At 72.8% G+C, this 18,742-nt stretch carries 22 protein-coding genes; 8 read left to right on the top strand and 14 right to left on the bottom strand.

What is annotated here, in order from left to right; all coding sequences use genetic code 11:
- Positions 1-183: 183 nt before the first annotated feature.
- Positions 184-1,422 (top strand): PucR family transcriptional regulator, encoded by a 1,239-nt coding sequence (locus tag BN2279_RS09250; protein WP_059008223.1) that lies wholly within the window; start codon positions 184-186, stop codon positions 1,420-1,422.
- A gap of 22 nt (positions 1,423-1,444) precedes the next feature.
- On the opposite strand, the gene BN2279_RS09245 is transcribed toward BN2279_RS09250, so the two are convergent.
- Both BN2279_RS09245 and BN2279_RS09240 read right to left on the bottom strand, forming a co-directional pair.
- Positions 1,445-2,347: a fumarylacetoacetate hydrolase family protein gene (locus tag BN2279_RS09245; protein WP_059008275.1), complete on the bottom strand. Its 903-nt coding sequence runs from the start codon at positions 2,345-2,347 to the stop codon at positions 1,445-1,447.
- A 417-nt stretch (positions 2,348-2,764) separates the two neighbouring features.
- Positions 2,765-3,085 carry a MerR family transcriptional regulator gene (locus BN2279_RS09240; protein WP_059008222.1) on the bottom strand — a complete coding sequence of 107 codons (321 nt, stop codon included), beginning with the start codon at positions 3,083-3,085 and terminating at the stop codon, positions 2,765-2,767.
- A gap of 800 nt (positions 3,086-3,885) precedes the next feature.
- On the opposite strand from BN2279_RS09240, the gene BN2279_RS09235 reads away from it, so the two are divergent.
- Complete coding sequence (locus tag BN2279_RS09235; protein ID WP_059008221.1) at positions 3,886-4,941, top strand: acyltransferase family protein; 1,056 nt, start codon at positions 3,886-3,888, stop codon at positions 4,939-4,941.
- A 20-nt stretch (positions 4,942-4,961) separates the two neighbouring features.
- Here the strand turns inward: BN2279_RS09235 and BN2279_RS09230 are convergent, their stop codons facing one another.
- Positions 4,962-5,840: a helix-turn-helix transcriptional regulator gene (locus tag BN2279_RS09230; RefSeq protein WP_079032006.1), complete on the bottom strand. Its 879-nt coding sequence runs from the start codon at positions 5,838-5,840 to the stop codon at positions 4,962-4,964.
- A gap of 204 nt (positions 5,841-6,044) precedes the next feature.
- Here BN2279_RS09230 and BN2279_RS09225 point away from each other — a divergent pair, with 204 nt between their 5' ends.
- On the top strand, positions 6,045-6,509 hold the full coding sequence (locus tag BN2279_RS09225) for a hypothetical protein (protein WP_059008220.1): 465 nt from the start codon (positions 6,045-6,047) through the stop codon (positions 6,507-6,509).
- A gap of 81 nt (positions 6,510-6,590) precedes the next feature.
- On the opposite strand, the gene BN2279_RS09220 is transcribed toward BN2279_RS09225, so the two are convergent.
- Both BN2279_RS09220 and BN2279_RS09215 read right to left on the bottom strand, forming a co-directional pair.
- The gene (locus BN2279_RS09220) at positions 6,591-7,484 is read right to left on the bottom strand and encodes an SDR family NAD(P)-dependent oxidoreductase (RefSeq protein ID WP_059008274.1); all 894 of its coding nucleotides are present in this window, start codon (positions 7,482-7,484) and stop codon (positions 6,591-6,593) included.
- A 2-nt stretch (positions 7,485-7,486) separates the two neighbouring features.
- Positions 7,487-8,017, bottom strand: coding sequence for a nuclear transport factor 2 family protein (locus BN2279_RS09215; RefSeq protein ID WP_199827678.1), 531 nt, complete (start codon positions 8,015-8,017; stop codon positions 7,487-7,489).
- A gap of 166 nt (positions 8,018-8,183) precedes the next feature.
- Between BN2279_RS09215 and BN2279_RS09210 the strand changes: the two genes are divergently transcribed.
- The gene (locus BN2279_RS09210; RefSeq protein WP_059008218.1) at positions 8,184-9,101 is read left to right on the top strand and encodes a LysR family transcriptional regulator; all 918 of its coding nucleotides are present in this window, start codon (positions 8,184-8,186) and stop codon (positions 9,099-9,101) included.
- Here BN2279_RS09210 and BN2279_RS09205 read toward each other — a convergent pair.
- Complete coding sequence (locus BN2279_RS09205; RefSeq protein ID WP_059008217.1) at positions 9,088-9,690, bottom strand: TetR/AcrR family transcriptional regulator; 603 nt, start codon at positions 9,688-9,690, stop codon at positions 9,088-9,090. The genes BN2279_RS09210 and BN2279_RS09205 overlap by 14 nt on opposite strands.
- A gap of 243 nt (positions 9,691-9,933) precedes the next feature.
- Here BN2279_RS09205 and BN2279_RS09195 point away from each other — a divergent pair, with 243 nt between their 5' ends.
- Complete coding sequence (locus BN2279_RS09195; protein ID WP_059008215.1) at positions 9,934-10,953, top strand: AraC-like ligand-binding domain-containing protein; 1,020 nt, start codon at positions 9,934-9,936, stop codon at positions 10,951-10,953.
- A gap of 74 nt (positions 10,954-11,027) precedes the next feature.
- Here the strand turns inward: BN2279_RS09195 and BN2279_RS09190 are convergent, their stop codons facing one another.
- The 5 genes from BN2279_RS09190 to BN2279_RS09170 all read right to left on the bottom strand — a co-directional run bounded on the left by BN2279_RS09190 (position 11,028) and on the right by BN2279_RS09170 (position 14,207).
- Entirely contained in the window at positions 11,028-11,318 is a 291-nt protein-coding gene (locus tag BN2279_RS09190; RefSeq protein ID WP_059008214.1) for a hypothetical protein, read from the bottom strand.
- A 138-nt stretch (positions 11,319-11,456) separates the two neighbouring features.
- On the bottom strand, positions 11,457-12,509 hold the full coding sequence (gene galT / locus BN2279_RS09185; RefSeq protein ID WP_059008213.1) for a galactose-1-phosphate uridylyltransferase: 1,053 nt from the start codon (positions 12,507-12,509) through the stop codon (positions 11,457-11,459).
- 27 nt (positions 12,510-12,536) lie between these two features.
- Positions 12,537-12,911 (bottom strand): cupin domain-containing protein, encoded by a 375-nt coding sequence (locus BN2279_RS09180; RefSeq protein ID WP_059008212.1) that lies wholly within the window; start codon positions 12,909-12,911, stop codon positions 12,537-12,539.
- Between the two features lie 212 nt (positions 12,912-13,123).
- Positions 13,124-13,333 carry a DUF397 domain-containing protein gene (locus BN2279_RS09175; RefSeq protein ID WP_059008211.1) on the bottom strand — a complete coding sequence of 70 codons (210 nt, stop codon included), beginning with the start codon at positions 13,331-13,333 and terminating at the stop codon, positions 13,124-13,126.
- Positions 13,320-14,207 (bottom strand): helix-turn-helix domain-containing protein, encoded by an 888-nt coding sequence (locus BN2279_RS09170; protein ID WP_059008210.1) that lies wholly within the window; start codon positions 14,205-14,207, stop codon positions 13,320-13,322. The genes BN2279_RS09175 and BN2279_RS09170 overlap by 14 nt, the downstream gene beginning before the upstream one ends.
- 333 nt (positions 14,208-14,540) lie before the next feature.
- Between BN2279_RS09170 and BN2279_RS09165 the strand changes: the two genes are divergently transcribed.
- Positions 14,541-14,777, top strand: a complete 237-nt coding sequence (locus tag BN2279_RS09165; RefSeq protein ID WP_059008209.1) for a hypothetical protein — start codon at positions 14,541-14,543, stop codon at positions 14,775-14,777.
- A gap of 393 nt (positions 14,778-15,170) precedes the next feature.
- Positions 15,171-15,614 carry a DUF7848 domain-containing protein gene (locus BN2279_RS09155; protein ID WP_059008207.1) on the top strand — a complete coding sequence of 148 codons (444 nt, stop codon included), beginning with the start codon at positions 15,171-15,173 and terminating at the stop codon, positions 15,612-15,614.
- 314 nt (positions 15,615-15,928) lie between these two features.
- On the opposite strand, the gene BN2279_RS09150 is transcribed toward BN2279_RS09155, so the two are convergent.
- On the bottom strand, positions 15,929-16,906 hold the full coding sequence (locus tag BN2279_RS09150) for a GlxA family transcriptional regulator (protein ID WP_059008206.1): 978 nt from the start codon (positions 16,904-16,906) through the stop codon (positions 15,929-15,931).
- A gap of 70 nt (positions 16,907-16,976) precedes the next feature.
- Between BN2279_RS09150 and BN2279_RS09145 the strand changes: the two genes are divergently transcribed.
- Positions 16,977-17,309 (top strand): cupin domain-containing protein, encoded by a 333-nt coding sequence (locus tag BN2279_RS09145; protein WP_059008205.1) that lies wholly within the window; start codon positions 16,977-16,979, stop codon positions 17,307-17,309.
- A gap of 33 nt (positions 17,310-17,342) precedes the next feature.
- Here the strand turns inward: BN2279_RS09145 and BN2279_RS09140 are convergent, their stop codons facing one another.
- Entirely contained in the window at positions 17,343-17,996 is a 654-nt protein-coding gene (locus BN2279_RS09140) for a maleylpyruvate isomerase N-terminal domain-containing protein (RefSeq protein ID WP_059008204.1), read from the bottom strand.
- 72 nt (positions 17,997-18,068) lie between these two features.
- Entirely contained in the window at positions 18,069-18,671 is a 603-nt protein-coding gene (locus BN2279_RS09135) for a GNAT family N-acetyltransferase (RefSeq protein ID WP_079032004.1), read from the bottom strand.
- Between the last annotated feature and the right edge of the window lie 71 nt (positions 18,672-18,742).

Raw genomic sequence — 18,742 nt, 5'->3', positions numbered from 1 at the left:
GGCTGTTGCCGGTCCGGCCGGACGGCCGCGCTTGACGCGGCCACTTTGGGAACTCTAGAGTACCTCAAGTACAGGACAGTACTTTTGACGGCTGATCGGAGTATCACCGAGGGAAGCATCCCGTCAGTTGTCCGCGCGGCGGCCGATCGGACGTCGGCCGACCGCTTCCCACGAAGGGCAGCCATGCAGCGGCTCGATGCCGACATCACCGAGAACCCCTGGACCGAACTCCCGCTCACCCTGGCCTCGTCACTGCGGCCCCACCTGCCCGTCCTCGGCGGCGCCCTGCTCCGCGCGATCCAGGGTGAGGTGCCCGTCTACCGCTGCGCCCCGGACTCGCCCACCGGCCGGACCCTCCGTACCGTCGTGCGGCGGGCCATGGAGGACTTCATCGAACTGATCGAGGATCCGGCCGGGCCCCGGGAGCACCAGGCGGCCTTCTTCCAGCGGCTGGGCCGGCTCGAGTTCCTCCACGGACGCGGCACCGACGACGTCCAGGCCGCGTTCCGCGTCGCGGCCCGCGTCGCCTGCCGGGGATACACGGCGGTCACCCGGTCCGCGTACTTCCCCGAAGAGGTCGCCTTCGCGGTCAACGACGCCGTGCTGGCCCACATCGGCGACCTCTGCGGCCACGTCGTCCGGGGGCACGCCGCCGCCCGCTCGCAGAGCGTTCTGGACGTCCCGCGGGCCCGGCGGCTCCTGGCCGAACGACTGCTGCACCGCCGTGCCCTGGTGTCCACCGAGGCTCTCAAGGACCTGGCGGAGCGCGCGGAGTGGCCCCTGCCCGCCCGCGTGAGCTGCTTCGTGGTGCCCAACGACAAGGGCCACCGCCACCGCCTCGACGACGACATCCTCGTGGTGCGGCGCCGGTCGGGCCTGCATCTGGTCGTCCCGGACCCGGAGTCGCACGCCCGCCTCCACCGGCTGCGCACCCTGTTCCGCAACGTCCCCGCCGTGGCGGGGCCCGTCGTTCCGCTGGCGCAGGCGAGGCTCTCCCTGGACGTCGCCCACCTCGCCGTGCGGTTCCTGCACGGGCCGGCGCGCGACTGGACGGGCCTGGCCGACGCCGGGGATCACCTGCCGGAGCTGTACCTGCTCCACGGTTCCGACCTCACCGACCTCCTCGCCGAGCGCACCCTCGGCCCGCTGCGGGACCTTCCCCCGCCACGGGCCGCCCGGCTGGCCGACACCCTGGACGCCCTCCTCATGTCGTGGCGGCGCAGCGCCCCGGAGGTGGCCGAGATGCTCTACATCCACCCGCAGACCGCCCGTTACCGCCTGCGTCAACTGGACACCCTCTTCGGGGACCGGCTGAACGACCCGGCCTTCCGGTTCGAGGCGATGCTCGCCCTGCGCTCCCGGGCCCTGGGAGCCACCCGCGCGGGCGAGCGCCCGCCTCCGCCGCCGCCCGACGTCGAGTGACCCGCCGTCCGGTGACGCCGGCTCAGCGGCCGACGACGGTGTGCTCGACCTCGCCGACGCCGTCGAGGGTGAGCGTGAGGGTGTCACCTGGCCGGAGCCAGTGCCCCGTCTCCATTCCGCTGCCGCCGGGCAGGGTGCCGGTACCGAACAGCTCGCCGGGCAGGAGCTGTTCGCCGCTGGACGCGTGGGCGAGCACCTCACCGAGGCTCCATCGCATGCCGGCGCTGGAAACGGCGCTCACCACCGTGCCGTTGATCGCGACCGAGCCGGTGAGGGCGTCGATCCGGGGCAGGACCTCGTCGGCGGTGACCGCGGTGGCCGACATGGAGCTGGCGAAGTGCTTGGACTTCTGCGGCCCGAATCCGCTGGCCATCTCGGCGCGCTGCACGTCGCGGGCGCTGAAATCGTTGAGCAGGACGAACGCGCCGATCGCCGAGGCGGCCTCCGCCGGGGTCGCGTCGAGCAGGGGCTCGGCGAGGACGAACCCGATCTCCAGCTCGTAGTCCAGCGCGGAGGAGTACGGGGGGCAGGCGATGGGCGTGCCGGACGGGACGAACGTCAGGTGATTGCCCAGGTAGTACATCGGCTTGCGGTGGAACAGCGGCTTCGGCCGGAACAGCGGGAAGGGCCGGCCCGTCACCCGTTCGACCGCGGCGGCCACCCGGTACTGCCCGGGGTGGAATCGGCGCAGCAGGCCCCGGCTGGCGTCGATGGTGTGCTGTTCGTACAGCATGAAGTCCCGGAACGACACCGGCTGGAACGGCAGCAGCAGGTCCGAGGCCGCCAGGTGCCGGTCGGCGGCGGCGAGCTGCCACTCCCGGCCGAACGTCTCCCCGCCCGGCGGCTCCGGATACGGCAGCCACTGCCCGTCGCGCAGACACTGGGTCTCCAGCCCCCTGTCGGTACGGACTCGTCGCAACTTCACGGCCCACCCCTTCCCGGACGCGTGTCCGAACATCGCCTCATGGCGTGTCGCTGTCGGGGAGATCGTTCCCGTCAGGGGCCGCGGAACGCGCGGAGTCGCGCTGATCACCATCCCGCGCCCGCCGACCGTGTGACGCGTGGTGGTCCGCGGCCGGCCGCTCCTTATCGGGGGAGGAGCAGCCGGCCGCGGACGCGTGGTGCGGGGGGCCGCGATGCTACAGCGCGCCGAACACCGGCTCCGATACCGGCCGGCCCTCCCCCCGTGCGCACGACAATGATTCTGGGCCCCGGGCGGGCGGCGGTCCTTGACCTTCCGCGCACAGCGGTTGTCACCCGGCGCACAGCCACGCGCCCCGGCGCCGTCCCGTCGGCCCCGGCGCTCCTTCCGGTCCGGTCCTCGGGTGCGCGGCGGGGCGGCTCAGGCGTCGGTCCGGGGGCGGCGCAGTTCCTCGTTGATGCGGCGGGCCTCTTCGAGCTGGTCCTCCAGGATGACGATGCGGCAGGCCGCGTCGATGGGGGTGCCCTGGTCGACGAGTTCGCGGGCGCGGGCGGCGACGCGCAACTGGTAGCGGGAGTAGCGGCGGTGGCCGCCTTCGGAGCGCAGGGGGGTGATCAGCCGGGCCTCGCCGATGGCGCGCAGGAAGGCGGGGGTCGTGCCGAGTATCTCGGCGGCCCGGCCCATCGTGTAGGCGGGATAGTCGTCGTCGTCGAGTCGGTCGAGCGGGTTGTCCTGGGTCATCTGCACCTTCGTCCGGAGAACGCGTCGAGGGGCCCTGGTGCCGTACGGCACCAGGGCCCCGAGGGATTTGGAACACCATCTGCCGGCCTACTGCTGCACCGGCTTTCCGCTTCCGCACCGCCGACTGGGGGATGTGGGCGGGTGCGGGGATCGCATCTGCGTGACCGTGTGACCACCTTCCGTTCCGGGGCCTGCGGTACCCGGACCGGTATCACGCTGGTCCGGGCGATCCTGATGGCGTCTGCCTCCTTCTCTTCCTTGATCGGTTCACTTGCTCCTGCGGTCCTGCGTACTGCCTGCGGCCCCCGTCCCGGGGCCGCCCGCGCGCCAGTTCATCTCTGTCGCGCTCATCGACTTCCTGGTTACGAGAACTACGTTAACTCTCGTGCGCCCGAATGTCTACTCCAGCCGCGACAGATTTTCTGTGGGGCGTGTCGGTGGACATCTCCCGTCCCGGTCACATGGCCGGGCGGGGGACCGGACGCCCGTCGGCCGTGCGGGGGGCGAGGGTAGTACCGCAGACGGAGCCCGGTTGATCGGTCCGGTGGGGGACGACCGCGACGCCCGCCGCCTCGTACCGTTTCCCCCGTGATCGTCACCGGCGCGAACGCCGGGTCCCGCTCCGCGGACCGGGCTCCGCGCCCGGGCGGCGCGTCGAGGAGACACCGGGCCCACCGGGACTGACGGCCGCACCCCGGCGCCCCGCCCGGCCGGGACGCGCCACCACCACCTCACCCCCGCTGAGTGCTCGCCGTGCCTTTCCGCGGGCGCGCGCCGACCGAAGGGCAGGCACACCCGCCGTGGCACAGACCCATGTCCACCGACCGAAGGCCGCCGAGGCACGCGAACCGCGCTGGGACAACCTCAGATACGTCGCCGGGACGATGGTCATCCTGATACACCTGGCGGAGTCGCTCGGGGACCGCGACGGACTGCACTGGCTGTACCTGACCACCTGGGCGATGCGCATCCCGCTGTTCGCCCTCCTCGCCGGGTACTTCAGCAGCGCGGCGCCGCTCACCGGCCGGCGGACGCGCCGCCTGGCCGTCCAGCTCCTCGTGCCCTGCCTCGCCCTGCAACTGCTCGGCGCCGCGCAGATCTGGCTGATGTCCGGCACCGAGCGGTTCTGGTCCTCGCCGGTCCACGGCCCGGCCTGGACGCTGTGGTTCCTCCAGGCGCTGTTCCTGTGGCGGGGGGCGCTGCCCTGGCTGGCCCGGCGGCGGTACCCGCTGGCCACGGCCGTCGCGGTGGCGCTGCTCGCCGGCTACCTCCCGCTCGACCCGCTGCCGTTCGCCCTGTCCCGCGCCGCCGGCCTGCTGCCGTTCTTCGTGCTCGGCTGGAAGCTGCGCCAGGGCGCCCTTGGCCCCGGGCGGCGTCACGCGTACAGCGGGGGCGCGGCGACGGCGGGCCTCGGCGCCACCGCCATGACCGCCTGGCTGGTCAGGGACCACGTCGGCCGGGACGGCCTGACGTTCCGGAAGACCTACGGCGAGCTGGACCTTCCGCTGGACCTTCCGTGGGCCTGGACGATCCGCTGCGTCCTGCTGTTCGGCGGCATGGCCGTGGCGCTCAGCGTCATCCGGCTCGTTCCCGGCCACCGCCTGCCGTTCATCACCTACCTCGGCTCGGGCGGGCTGTACATCTACCTGCTCAACCCCCTCCTGCTGCGCCCGCTGAACGCCGCCGAGGTGTTCGCCCGGGTGGACACGTTCGCCGAGCAGGCCGGTCTGGTGTGCGTCGCCTTCGCCATCTCCGCCGCCTGCGCCTCACCGTTCGTCCGGCGCCTGACCAGGCCCCTGATCCAGCCCGGCCGCACCACCCCCTCCACCGCCGCACCCGCACCCGCGCCGCGCTGACACCCTCGCCCGGCGGCGGCTCAGCCGGGAGGGCCGGTCGGACGGCCGGCCCTGTCGCCTCGGTGACCGGCGTTCCCGGATGCCTCGGGGACGCCGCGGGCCGGCGTCGGCAGCAGGCCCCGGGCCTGGGCGCGCAGCACCGTGGTGAGGCGGTCGCCGGTGCCGAGCTTCCGGTAGACGTTCCCCACGTGCTTGTGCACCGTGCGGACCGAGATGCCGAGTCGGCGGCCGATGGCGTGAGCGGTCAGCGCCTCGGACAGCAGCACGAGAACGGCCGCTTCGCGCGGCGTCAGGCCGTACGCGATCGCGGGCCCGGTCACCGCCGGCCCGCCCTCCGGGGAAACCGGTGCGCCGGGCGCGGAACGCAGAAGGGCGAAATGCCGGTCGATCCCGGCCAGGAGCGGCTGAACGCTGTGCGCGTAGGCGAGATGGCGTCCGGTGAAGTCGGGGCCCGAACGGTAGACGAGATAGCCCCGGACCGGGCCGGTGCTCTCCGGAAGGGGGATCGCCAGGACGTGCTCGGCGCCCAGGGGTGCCACCGCGCGGCCGGGGCGGCGGTTCCGTGCCGCGATGCCCCCGGCCGTCGACGGCGCGCGGTCCGTGGCGGACGCGTAGAAGTCCGAGAAGGGATGCCCCTTCCTGATCCGCGCCAGGGTCTCCTCGTCCACACACGGCGCCTGCGGCCCGTCGGCGGTCCAGAACCGCACCGAACCGGAGCGGTCGTCCCAGTGCTCCGCCTTGGGGACGACGAAGTCCCCGCCGCACGCCGTCAGCAGCTCCGCGATCACCAGCGACCGCAGTCGTCCCGGGTCCCGCTCGTGCAGGACGGCGACCGCCAGCTCGGCCATCCGCCGGTAGGGACTTTCGGGGAAGCCGGAGCCGTGGTCGCCCCTGTCCATACGTACTTCTCTCCCTGTCCGTGAGCACCCCGGCCGCCGCAGGATGGCACCGGTGTCCCGGTCGGCGTCCGTCCGCACCCGCGAAGGGCCCAGAGCCCTGAACGGCGGCCACGGGACGCCCGCTGACCTCGCGTCTTCGCGACAGTACAGAGCCTCCTGGGCTCCGGCACGCCAACAGGAACATCTCAGCAAGGAGAACAGTCCATGACCGCAGTGCTCGACACCCCCCACGCCTCCGCCGCCGACAGGAAGAACAAGCGGCGCCGGCTCGGCCTGCGGGCCGGTGTGGCCGTCGGAGCCGCCGCCGTGGCTCTCGTCGCCACCATCCCGACCGCCGCGGCCAAGACCAACAGCGGCTGCACCACGATCCAGTCCGGCACCGGGTTGCTGTGTGCCGAGGTCAGCTACACCAGCCAGCAGAGCATCGAGTACATCGAGGGCCACTTCGCGAGCGCCGGCGGCGTCGGAAACCCGCGCCTCCACGTGCGCCTTCTCGACAGCAACAACCAGGTGGTCTGGCAGGGCGACAGGAGCTGGTCGGGGAACCGTCTCAGCGAGACCCTCACCATCCCGATCAACCTGAGCCTCGCCCAGGCCGCCGCCCGCACCTGCGCCACCCTGTACGAAGCGGGCGGCTACATGGACACCGCCTGCACGCCGCTCGTCTGAACGCGGCACCGGCACCGCCGGCGGGCCCACGGGCGGATCCCGGCAGGGAACCGCCCCCGGGCCCGCCGTGGCGACCGGGGGTCAGCCGGTGAGGTAGCCGCCGGAGGCGTCGAGGTCGGTGCCGACCACGGGGGCCGCCTCGGGGGAGCCCAGCCACATCATGACCCTGGCCATCTCCTCGGCCGTCACGATGCGCCGGATCGGGTAGTCCTGGGCGATCTGCTCGTAGGTCACGCCGAACGCCTCGGCGGCGCGGCGCAGCATCGGGGTGTCGACCGCGCCGGGGGCGAAGGCGGCGACCCGGATGCCGTCGGCGGCGTACTCCAGCGCCGCGACCTTGGTGAGCGAGGCTACGCCGTGCTTGCTGGCGTTGTACGGCGCGATGGTGGCGAACCCGACCTCCGCCGAGATCGACGCCGTGTTGACGATGACGCCGCCGCCCTGGGACAGCATCTGCGGAATCTCGTACTTCATGCCGAGGAAGACCCCACCGGCGTTCGTGCGCCACACGTTCTCCATGTCCCGGAGGGACTGCTCGTGCAGGCGGACCGCGCGGGGGCTCTCGACGCCGGCGTTGTTGAAGGCCACGTCGATACGCCCGTGGCGCTCGACACAGGCCGCGACGAACGCCCTGACCTGGCTCTCCTCGCGGACATCGGCGCGCACATAGGTCGCGTCCCCGCCCGCCGAACGGATCGCGGACTCGACGCGGCGGCCCAGCTCGGCCCGGCGTCCGCAGAAGAAGACCCGGGCGCCTTCCGCGGCCAGCGCGCGGGCGGCGGCCTCCCCGATCCCGGAGGTGGCGCCGGTGATCAGCACCACCTTGTCCGTGAAACGCCCGCCCGGCGCCGAGGCCCCGGCCGTGGCGGCCGAGGCCGAGCCGGTCACCGCGCCCGCCGTCAGACCCGCCGCCCCGGCGCGCAGCACCCGGCGGCGGGTCGTGTCCCGCGGTGATGCCTGTTCCTGTCCGCGCACGGTCACTCCGCTCCGGCGAGTCGGTCCGGCAGCGGGGCCAGCGGGTACACGCGCCAGAAGAACGCGTCGGCCGCGTGCTGGTCCCCGGCGAAGTTGACGGCCTCGGCGATCCGCTGGTCCTCGATGCGGAAGGCCAGCGTCCACAGGATGTCGAGGCCCTCCGGCGTCGTGCTCCACCCCCGGTGCAGGTCGATGACCCAGTCCCCGTCGGCGGCGACGCACAACGTCTCGGCGCGGAACCCGGCACGCCCCAACTCGCGGAAGAACGCCAGGACTTCCTCGACGCCCTCCTTCGTCCCCGCCAGCGGGTGGTGGCCGGGGATCGTCCACCGGACATCCGGCGCGAAGAACGGCCGGAGCGCGTCGGGATCACCCGTGCCGTACGCCTCGTAGTAGCGGCGGATCAGCCGCACATGGGGGTGCTCCGCCGCCCCGGGTGACGCCGCGCCGGCCGACGGGGCTCCGCCCAGCACCGCGGCGGCCAGACCGACCGCCCCCAGTCCCGCGCCCCGCAGCACACCGCTCCTGCTCACCGACCCGCTCCCACCCACCGGCATGCTCTCCCCTTCGCCATCGCGCCCGTTCGCGTCCGCACCGTTCGCGGACCTTCACGGAATCAGCCGCGACCGGCGGGGTCCAATGCCCGCGTCCATACGTTTCAGGCATGGAAGGTCCGACTACGGGTTGAGGAGGTGGGCCGTGGATGTCGACACCAGGGTCCTGCGCTACTACGTGGCCGTCGCCGAGCACCTGAGCTTCACCCGGGCCGCGCAGGAACTGTTCGTCTCGCAGCCGTCGTTGAGCCGCCAGATCCAGCGGCTGGAGAACGAGGTGGGGGCCGCGCTGTTCGTCAGGACCGGCAGGCGGGTACGGCTCACGGCGGCCGGTGAGAGCCTGCTGCCCGCCGCCCGCCGCATCGTGGACGACTGGCGGCAGGCCGTGCGCGAGGTCCGGACGGCGGAGGCCGCGCGCAGAAAGCTGCTGAGGATCGGGTTCGTGGCGACCGGCGCGGGACCCCTGGGCAGGCGGGCGCGCACGGCCTTCACCTCCGCCCATCCGGGGATCACCGTGGAGCCGAAGCGGTTCGACTGGGGCGGCGAGGCGGACGCGCTGCGGCAGGGCCTGGCGGACGCGGCCTTCGTCTGGCTGCCGGCGGATCTCTCCGGGCTGCACGCGCGGGTCGTCGCGACCGAGGCCCGGTGGGTGGCCCTGGCCGCCACGCATCCGCTGGCCGCCGCCCGCGACACCGTGAGCATCATGGACCTGCGGGACGAGCCCCTGATGTGGACCCGCAAGGCCCCCCAGGAGTGGGTCGACTGGTGGGCGGTCAATCCCCGGCCGGACGGATCGGCGCCCCGGTGGGGACCCGAGAACGACAACGTCGAGGAGATGCTCGAACACGTCGCCGCCGGCAACGCGGTGTGCCTCGGTACCGAGTCGATGGCCGGCTACTACACCCACCCCGAGCTGACCTGGCGCCGCGTCACGGACATCGAGCCCCTGCGCATCGCCGTCGCCTGGCCCCACGGCCGGACCGGCCCCCTGGTCCGGGCCTTTGTCGACACGGTGACGGGCCTCGCCGCCGACCACGGGGAGCCGCGCGTCAGCCCGGCGTGATGCCCAGGGCCGTGGCCAGCACGGTCCGCCAGGTGGCGTAGACGCTCTCCAGGTCCACGGCGTCGGGCGAGACGCGCCACTGCTGGTGGACACCGACCAGGACGGCGAGGAACAGGACGGCGAGGGCGTCCAGATCGAACCCGCGGGGCAGGGCGGCCGGCGCGAGCCAGGCGCGGATCTGCGCGCGCATGGCGTCGTGGAGCGCGGCGTACCGCCCGTGGAGCGGGGAGTCCGGCTCGACCGCCTCGGCGATCAGGGTGATCAACAGCTTGCTCGTGGGCATGCGGGTGAACCGCACCGCACGCTCCATGGCCCGGTCGAGGGACTCCGGACCGGCCGGCTCGGGCGTCCCGGACGGCGGGGGCGCCATGGCGGCGTGGACGGTGGTCAGCACGTCCTCGACGACGGCGGCGAGCAGGCCCTCCTTGTTGCCGAAGTGCCAGGGGATGGACCCCCGGCTGACCCCCGACCGTTCGGCGATGTCGGCGAACGTCGTCTGCCGGTAGCCGCGTTCCGCGAACAGTCCGGCCGCCGCGTCCAGCAGGAGTCTGCGGCTCTCCTGCGTCGTGTCCGCGCGTCGCGTCGCCACCGGGCCTCCCCTTCCCTTCCTCTTCCTCGCTCTCGGCTTCCTCGCTCCCGACGCGCAGCCTACCGGTGGCCTGGCGCTCCCTGGCTGCCCGGCATATTCTATGCTGGCTGGCATAGACGCGAGGAGGGGAGGGGACATGCGACGGGTGATCAGCGACGGAGCGCGCGGTCCACGGGCCGGGGTGGGGTCCGGGGACCGGGTCCGCGGTGCGGCGGGCGCGGGGACGCGGGCGGTGACGGTGGGGTGAGGGAGTTCCAGTTCCGCAGCGACGATCTCCCGGTGGCGGACCGGTTCGACGCCTTCCGGGACCTGTTCCGCGTGTACGCCCCCATGGAGCTGAGCAGCCGCCATGCGGCGGCGTTCCACGGCGAGGTGCGGATCTGGCGGCTGGGCGAGGTGCGCGCCTGGTCGTCGGCGTTCCGGCCGACGGTGTTCCGGCGGACCCGGAGGCTGATCAGGCGGTCCGACCCGGAGGTGTACCACCTGAGCTTCCCCGTCAGCGGGCAGGCCACCCTCACCCGGGACGGGCGGGACGTGGCGCCCCGGCCCCGGGAGTTCTTCACCAGCGACTCGTCCCGGCCCTGCGCGGTGGCGACGGAGCACGACGCGGGCCTGGTCCGTTCGGTGGCGGTGGACATCCCGAAGACGAGCCTGTCGCTGCCCCGGAGCCTGGCGGACCGCATGATCGGACGCTCGCTGCCCGGCGCCACGGGCATCGGCGCGCTGCTGGTCGGGCTCCTGACCCGACTGGCCTCGGACGCCGACGGCTTCGGCCCGTCCGACGGCCCGCGTCTGGGCCCGGTGGTGGCCGATCTGGTGTCCGCGCTGTTCGCCCATGAGCTGGAGACGGAACGCTGCCTGCCGCCGGAGAGTCACCGGCGGACGCTGTTGCTGCGCGTCTGGGCGTTCATCGGGCAGCACGTGCGCGACCCCGACCTGACACCGGCCACGATCGCCGCCGCGCACCACATCTCGGTCAGCTTCCTGCACCGGCTCTTCCAGGACCACGACACGACGGTCGCCGCCGCGATCCGCCGCCTGCGGCTGGAGGGCGCCCGCCGCGAGCTGGCCGACCCGGCGCTGGCGACGGTACCGATCCACGGCATAGCGGCCCGCTGGGGCTACGAGAACCCGGTCGTCTTCACCCGCTCGTTCCGCGCGATGTTCGGGCAGACCCCCAGCGATCACCGCCATGGCGCGTCGGGCGCGGAGCGGAGGACGGAGCATCGTTCTCCCAGGGGGGGCGGGCCGGCGACGGTCTGACGTTCCGGCCGGGACGCACGGAGGCGCGGTGGTCCGTCCTCCCCAGGAGGGGAGGGGAGGACGGACCACCCGCCTCAGAGCGCCGCCCTCCGGCACGCCTCGCGGGCGTGATCACCGTTCACGCCGAGCTTCATCAGCTCCGTGGCGCAGAACAACTGCTCGTCCCACCACTCGTCCTCCGACGCGGCGTCGCAGGCCGCGGTCGCCTTGGGTCCCACGGTGTAGCCCTTGCTCTCCAGGTACTGCTGGCACTGGTACACCGTGGCCTGTGCCGGGGACGCGACGGCCACCCCCGCGCCGACCAGGGCGGCGGCGGCCAGGGACGAGGCCGCGGTCCTGGCGAACATCTTCTTCAGCGCGCTCATCAGTGTTCTCCTCGGTGGGGACGCCCGGTGGTCGCCGGGCACGCCTCAGCCTGCCGGGCCTTCGTCGGCCGGTCGCTGATCGCGCGTCGCCGCCTCTCCGACGTTCCGTCGCCGCGACCGGCGCGGCCGGTGCTCAGGTCAGGCGTGGACCTCGCGGAGCCGCTGGGCGGCGGATTCGGGGAGGACGTCGTTGATGAACGCGCCCATACCGGACTCGGACCCGGCCAGATACTTCAGCTTTCCCGGGCCGCGCTTGACGGTGAACAGTTCCAGGTGCAGCGCGAAGTCCTCCCGCTGCCGGGCGGCGATCCCGGACGGCGCCTGATGCCAGCCCGCGACGTAGGGCGTGCTCCCGGCCCCCGGACCGAAGAGACCCGCGAAGCGCCGCAGCAGGTCCAGGTACACCCCCGGGAACTCCGCCCGGGCCGCCGCGTCCAGCGCGGCCAGGTCCGGCACCCGGCGGCGCGGGAACAGGCGCACCTCGTACGGCCAGCGGGCCGCGTGCGGCACGAACGCGATCCAGTGCGCGCTCTCCCGCACCACCCGCCGCCCGTCCGCCCGTTCGGCGGCCACCATCTCGTCGTACAGGTTCGCCCCCGCACGTTCCCGGTGCTCCGCCACCGCGCGCAGCGCCCGCGCGGTGCGCGGCGTGACGTACGGATAGCCGTAGATCTGCCCGTGCGGGTGCGTCAAGGTCACGCCGATCTCGGCGCCGTGGTTTTCGAAGCAGTACACCTGCCGCACCCCCGGCAGCTTCGCCAGCGCGGCCGAGCGATCCGTCCACGCCCACAGCACCAGCGCCACGCGTTCCTCGCCGAGCCCCGCGAACGACACCCCGTGGTCGGCCGAGAAGCACATCACCTCACACCGGCCGGCGCCGCCCGAGAAGGCGGGGAAACGGTTCTCGAAGACCGCCACCTCGTAGTCCGCCGCCGGGATCTCCGTGTGCCGCCCCGCCCGCGAGGGACACAGCGGGCACTCCTCGGCGGGCGGCAGGTGCGTACGGTCCTGCCGGTGCGTCGCGTAGGCCACCGGCGCGCCCCCCAGCGGATCGTGCCGCACCTCGGTCACCGCCACCGCCGCCCGCGGCACCCGCGCGTCGGGCACGGCGACCGCGGCCCGCGCCGCGTCGCGGGCCGAGTAGTAGATCAGCTCCCGCCCATCGGCGAGCCGGGTGGCACAGCGCTCCATGGTCCACTTCCCCGCACATGTGGTGGATCAGCTCGGCGGCGACGGGCGGATGGCCATGCCCGGGCGGCGGCGGTGGACGGTCAGGTAGACCAGCCCGGCGGGGCCCGCCGCCAGCGCGCGGCCGGAGCCGCGGGGCAGCCAGGCGACGGTGCCGGGCGCCAGCGTCTGACCGCCGGTGTCCGCCGTCAGCCGTCCCTCGCCGTCCACCACGAACAGCAGCACGTCCAGGTCGGGTTCGACATGGCGCGCGACCCCGGCCCCGGGCGCCAGCCTGACCACGTTGGCGTCGAGCTGCCGGTCCGCCTCGGCGAGCGCGAACAGGGCCCCGCCCTGGTCCGGGGCGGCCTCCCGCAGCAGTTCGGTCACCCGGGCCACCACCGTGGGCGTCGCGTCCTGCGGCACGTGCCTCTCCTCCCGCCGTCGAAGTCCCCCGGGCAGCGATGGTAGCGGCGGCCCGCGACAGCCCTCTCCCGCGTGACGCGGGTGGCCGAACAGGCTCCTGGCGGGGGAGCGAGGGTCCAAGCGCTTGCCGGCGGATCGGCCCGCTCGGCCCCTCGCTCACCCGGCCCCAGCCACGAAAGGGTGAACACCCCGGCGCGCGGGGGTTCGTGCCCTTACCGGGGGTCGAACATGCTGTCCCTCGCGGCGCGGACAAAGGCGCCCCACTCGGCGTGTGTCACGGCCAGCACCGGTCCAGCTTCTCCGTGCTTGGTGTCACGCAGCGCGACAACGGAGTCGAGGTGGGCAACCTCGACGCACTGCCCGTTGGCTTCGGAGCGCGAGGACTTGACCCACTTCGCGTCGCTCACATCAACCTTGTTCATAACTCCCTGCCATTTCGGAGATGAGGCGCCGAGACGCCTCCTCGTCGAGCGATTGATTCCAGATGTCGCCGAACGCCGCCTCATAGCGTTCGACCTCCTTCGGCTTGTCCAGGTAGAGGTCACCCGTGTAGCCGTCGGCGTAGACGGTGGGCGGCTCGCTTGCCCTGCCGTCGCCATTCAGCGGGAATCGCATGATGAAGAACGATCCCGACAGCACGCCCTGATGGAGCCCTGCCTCACATGGCACAACCCTGATCACGACGTGAGCCAGCTCGGACGCCTCCACCAAGTGGGCGAGCTGTCCCGCCATGATGCGAGCCCCGCCGATAGGCCGCCGCAAGAGCCCTTCGTCCAGGGCGACATGCAGCGTGGGAGGAGCGGTCACCCTGGTGATCAACGTCTGTCGCGCGACCCTCAGTGCTACTCGGCGTTCGATCTCCTCCTCGTCCTTGTCCGGAAAGTGGGCTCGGATGATGACGCGTGCGTAGTCCTCGGTCTGGAGCAGTCCAGGGATTAGTTGCCCCTGATACACCGACAGGTGTGACGCCGCGCCTTCGAGCCCGATGAAGACATCGAACCCCTCCGGGATGACGTCGCCATAACTGTGCCACCAGCCGCGAGCCTTGGTCTCCTTCGCGAGACCCATGAGGGCCTCGGTGAGGTCCGCCGGAGCGCCATAGATCGTGCACATCGTCAGGACGTCGTGGCTGCGCATCGAGGTCAGGCCCGACTCGATCCGCCACATCTTCGCTTCCGACCATTCCAGCCTGCTGGCTGCCGCCTTGAGTGTGAGCCGTGCGTCCATGCGCAAGCCCCGTAGGTACCGACCGAGTTGCCGCCTTGGAACGGTTGATCCCGTTGTCGGCTCCGCCATGACACCCCTTCCCTCGCTCAGTCTGAAGTACTCCTGACGCTCGAAATGAAAGCATCGGGCAGTTCATTTCGCAATGTCCGTCAACTAGATGAAAGCCCAAATCGAAAACCCGAAATGAGGGCTTGCATAACTCATCTCTGAGGCGCACTCTAGTGGTCACCGGTCGCTCCGTGTGCCAACTCGGCAACTCTCGGTCCCTGTTGGCGTGGTCGGCGGCTGTCTGCGTGGTGGTTTCCGGTCGTCGGAGATGCAGCCCGCTGCATGCGCGCAGCACGGGCACCAACACCACGCGCGAGAACCCCCGCGACCGCAGTGACGTGCGGTCCGGGGGCCATGGCCCTCAACCCCTGGGAGGTTGACGACGTGTTCCAAGCTATCGCGATGTTGTTCCGGCCGCTGATGCGGCTGTGGTTTCCGGCCGAAGGGTGGCGCCATGCGCCGGGCGGATTCCGTCTCGTCGGGGAGAAGCAGCGGGTGCAACGAGCCCGGCGCCGTGCGCTGTGGCTCGCCACGGTGCGGATCGACAACGGCCCGCGCTGGATTCACGGCGTCCGGGTGACCGCGCGGTGAGTGGCCCGGAAGTTCCCGATGTGGGATCGCTGGTGAGGGACGTGGGCACTGATCGCGTCGGCGTCTATATGGGCAGGGGCGGGCCGTATGCCTTGGTGCGGCCGGTCGGTGGGGGCAGGGAGTGGCAGGCGCGGCCCGGGGATCTGCGACCGGCGGTGGCCGCGCATCCGCGTCGGGCGGATGTGGAGCAGCTTCGTTCCGCGTTGCAGCTCCATCTGGACGAGTGCGGGACGTGCACCCTGGAAGCGGCGTGCGACATAGGGCGGGTGCTGGTTCTGGCCTGCGAGGAGGCCACGCGTCCGGCTGGGTCCGCGTCGCGGGCCGAGGCGTCATGAGGGCGGCCACCCGCACTCGGCCACGCCGGGGTGCGCGGCTCGGGGATGGTGAGCTGTCGTGAGCCGCGTCGTCATCAAGGGCGCCGAGTGGGTGCTGAGCGCGGAGCGGGCGCAGGGGGCGCCGGACGGGATCTACGAGGCCCGGTGTCTGTGGTGCGGTGCGGAATCGCCGATGGTGGACGACGATTCCAGGCCGGTGGGAATGTGGGCACTGGATCACACGCGGCGGCTCGGGCTGGAGCACGGGCAGTTCGTGGTGACCTCGCAACGGCACTGGCGGGTTGACCCCGTGGTTCCGGGCGGTGAGGTGAGACGCCCTGTGGGGGTGCGTTCGTCCGGTGCTCATGCCCGGCCGCGCTGGGGTATGCGTCGGCTGGGCCGGGGAGTGGCGCGGCTGGTGGTCCGCTGGGCGGTCGCGATGTCGGCCCGGTGGCTGCCCGCGCTGACCGCCGGCGGCGGCCAGGCCCGCTCCGGCTCTTCGACCCCCACACGTCCGGGATAGCTGACAGTCCCGTGTGTGGGTCGGTGGTGTCCCCGACCGGACAGGCCCGAGCAGTGGCAGACGTGCCACGCCCCCGAGCCGACGGGCTCGGTGCTCGCGCCCCGGTCCGCCCCTTTCGGGGTGCCGCGTCGCGCGGTGAGGACATCACCATGGCTCCGCCCGTCCGTCCTTCTTCGTTCTCCGGGCGGGCGGAGCTTCCCGGGCCTCGCTCGCCCGTGGCCCGGATCAGGCTGGCCCGCCGCCCGACGAGGAGGACCCGGAAGACCACCGGTGACCGCCGGGGCCGTCCGTCGTGCCGTCAGGCCGTCACGCGGTCAGCTCGCCGGCACGCCGGAGGGCGGCCGGCGCGGGTCGGCGCGGAAGGTCCGGCGGTAGGCGCCGGGGGTCGTGCCCAGGGCGCGATGGAAGCGCCTGCGGAGGTTGGTGGCGGAGGAGAGACCGACGCGGCGGGCGATCGCGTCCAGGGGAAGGTCGGAGGATTCCAGCAGCGCGCGGGCCGCGTCGATACGCCGGCTGAGCAGCCACTGCCCCGGGCTGACACCGAGTTGCTCGGCGAACCGGCGGGCGAGCGTGCGGACCGAGACACCGGCGTGCGCGGCCAGGTCCTCGACCGTGAGCGGTTCGAGCAGCCGCCCGGTCACCCACTCCAGCAGCGGCGCGAGCGAACCGTCGATCTGGGCGGGGCGCGGCGGCGCCGAGTACTGCAACTGCCCGCCCTCCCGGTGCGGCGGCATGACCATGCTGCGGGCGACGTGCGCGGCGTAGCCGGCGCCCTGGTCGGCACGCACCAGGTGCAGGCACAGGTCGATGCCGGCCCCGCAGCCGGCGCTGGTGGCCACGTCGCCGTGGTCCACGTACAGCACGTCGGGATCGACCCGCACGGCCGGGAACCGGGCGGCCAGCTCGGCCGCCCGCGCCCAGTGCGTGGTCGCCCGCCGTCCGTCCAGCAACCCGGCGTGCGCCAGCGCGAAGACGCCGGAGCAGATGCTGACCACCCGCGCTCCACGGTCGTGCGCGCGGCGCAGGGCCCGGACGACGGCGGGGGAGGGGGCCACCTCGGCGGGCAGCCACCCCGGGACGACCACGGTGTCCGCCCGGTCGAGCGCGTCCAGCCCGTCCGCGACGACCATGTCGTACCCCGCCCGCGTCGCCACCGGCCCGGGGTGTTCCGTGCACACGCCGAACTCGTACCGCTTCGGGAGTCCCCGTCGCTCGGTCCCGAACACCTCCGCCGCACAGCTCAGTTCGAACGTCGACTGCGGCGGGCGGACGAGTGCCACCACACGATGCATGGCAGAAAAGTACCGGAGAATGTCATTCCTGACACTCGGCGGGACGACGGCGACCGGACAGGCTGGAGCCATGACGACAGACCAGAACTCATCCGGCTACGCCTGGTCCGCCGTGCGGGACGCCCCGGTGCGCGAGTTGTTCCCCGGGATACGGCTGCGCTCGCTGTGGAAAGGGGAGAACGGCGCGACGGCCCACGTGCTGGAGATGGACCCGAACACGTGCTGGCAGGGCGTCGACGTCCACGAACCGGGCCCCGAGGAGGTCTTCGTGATCTCCGGCACTTTCAACGACGGCGACCGCGACTACCCGGCCGGCTCGTTCCTCCACGCCCCCGCGGGGTCGTCGCACGTCCCGCAGACGACCACGGGGTGCACCCTGTTCCTCTTCTACCCCGAGGGCTGAGCACTCCGGCCGGGGAGACCGGTCGTGGCGTGGTCAGCCGAGTACGAACGGGATTCTCGCCGCCAGCTCGCCCAGCGCGGCCTTCTCGGTGTCCGTCGGGGCGCGGCGGCCGGTTCCGATCAGCAGCGCGTCCTCGTCCGGGAACGACGCCGGGAACGGGGCCCCGGCGATCTTCTCCAGCGACGCGCGGGCGGCGGCGAGGGTCTCGGCGGGCGGCCCGGCGGCCGAGGGCAGGTGCGCGACGAGGTCGAGGTGGTGCAGCGTCCACTCCATGACATACGCGGACAGGTAGTCCCCGGCGGTCAGCACCATGTCCTGGGTGGCGACGCGGACCTTCCGGTCGGCGAGTCCGGCGGCGCGCCCGGCGGCGGAACCGACGTCGTCGAAGTGGAACTTCAGCCACCTCGGCTCGCCGTACGCGGCGGCCAGCCGGGGGATCAGGGCGTCCAGCGGGTCCTCGCCGGTCGGCGGCTCGACCAGCTTCCAGTAGGTGACCGAGTCCGCGGTCGGTTCCGCGTCGGTGGGCGTGACCAGCGTGATGAGGACGTCCTGGGCGTCGATGATCAGGTGGCACACCAGATCCCGCACGAGCCAGCCGGTACAGCCGGACGGCCGTTCCCAGTCCTGCTCGGTGAGTTCGCCGACCGCCGTGCGCAACGCCGTCCAGGAGCGCGAGAAAAGATCCACCGCGGCACCGTAATCCCGTACCGGAACGGCCGACAACCGGATTCCGGCGGCCGGCCCCCCGCGCCCGGCCGGTCAGCGGGGGAGGGGGATCTCGTAGTGCAGCGTCGCGAACCCGGGCCCGTGCTCGCCGGTGGTGCGGGCGTCGAAGACCTGCTTGGCCATGCTGTCCCAGAACGGCTGCGCGCCGGGGATGTTGACGTTGGTGTGCAGGTAGACGGTGGCGTACCCGGCCTGGTCGGCGAAGCCGGTGGCCAGCTCCACCATGGCGCGGGCGAGGCCGTGACGGCGGTGCTCGGGGCGGACGTAGACGCGCAGGAGCTGGGCGGTGGAGCCGGAGGGGTAGCGCTCCACGATCCAGCGCGGGTGCGGGGGATGGACGGGGCCGCGCGAGTGCAGGGCGGCGGTGGCGACCACGCTGTCGTCCCGGACCGCGACCATCAGCAGGTGCCGGGGGTGGACGAGGTAGGTGCCGTGCAGGTCGACGACGTCGTGGTGCCACTCGGGCCGGTAGCCGTAGCCGAACTCCCGGTAGAAGGTGTCCAGCATGACGCCGCGCGCCCCGTCCAGGTCACCGGCCTCGGCGGGCCGGACGGTGTAGGGGCCGATCGCGCGCCGGAGGGCCGCCTCGGGCTCGCGGGTCGTGCGGGAGGCGGGGGACGGGTGGGATTCGCGCATGCCGCCAGGCTAAATGAAAACGACTGTCGATTCCAAACGCCGGGGCGCGGCGGGAGCCGGCTCGTCGGCGG

The organism is Streptomyces specialis (assembly GCF_001493375.1).
Classification (GTDB): domain Bacteria; phylum Actinomycetota; class Actinomycetes; order Streptomycetales; family Streptomycetaceae; genus Streptomyces; species Streptomyces specialis.
The sequence above is the reverse complement of the archived record's forward strand: the minus strand, read 5'-3'. Positions and strand labels throughout refer to the sequence as shown.

Coding starts and splice junctions, on each gene's coding strand:
- BN2279_RS09250 (WP_059008223.1), top strand. CDS start 184: ATGCAGCGGCTCGATGCCGACATCACCGAGAACCCCTGGACCGAACTC.
- BN2279_RS09240 (WP_059008222.1), bottom strand. CDS start 3,085: ATGACCCAGGACAACCCGCTCGACCGACTCGACGACGACGACTATCCC.
- BN2279_RS09230 (WP_079032006.1), bottom strand. CDS start 5,840: ATGGACAGGGGCGACCACGGCTCCGGCTTCCCCGAAAGTCCCTACCGG.
- BN2279_RS09225 (WP_059008220.1), top strand. CDS start 6,045: ATGACCGCAGTGCTCGACACCCCCCACGCCTCCGCCGCCGACAGGAAG.
- BN2279_RS09190 (WP_059008214.1), bottom strand. CDS start 11,318: ATGAGCGCGCTGAAGAAGATGTTCGCCAGGACCGCGGCCTCGTCCCTG.
- galT (WP_059008213.1), bottom strand. CDS start 12,509: ATGGAGCGCTGTGCCACCCGGCTCGCCGATGGGCGGGAGCTGATCTAC.
- BN2279_RS09175 (WP_059008211.1), bottom strand. CDS start 13,333: ATGAACAAGGTTGATGTGAGCGACGCGAAGTGGGTCAAGTCCTCGCGC.
- BN2279_RS09170 (WP_059008210.1), bottom strand. CDS start 14,207: ATGGCGGAGCCGACAACGGGATCAACCGTTCCAAGGCGGCAACTCGGT.
- BN2279_RS09165 (WP_059008209.1), top strand. CDS start 14,541: ATGGCCCTCAACCCCTGGGAGGTTGACGACGTGTTCCAAGCTATCGCG.
- BN2279_RS09150 (WP_059008206.1), bottom strand. CDS start 16,906: ATGCATCGTGTGGTGGCACTCGTCCGCCCGCCGCAGTCGACGTTCGAA.
- BN2279_RS09145 (WP_059008205.1), top strand. CDS start 16,977: ATGACGACAGACCAGAACTCATCCGGCTACGCCTGGTCCGCCGTGCGG.
- BN2279_RS09135 (WP_079032004.1), bottom strand. CDS start 18,671: ATGCGCGAATCCCACCCGTCCCCCGCCTCCCGCACGACCCGCGAGCCC.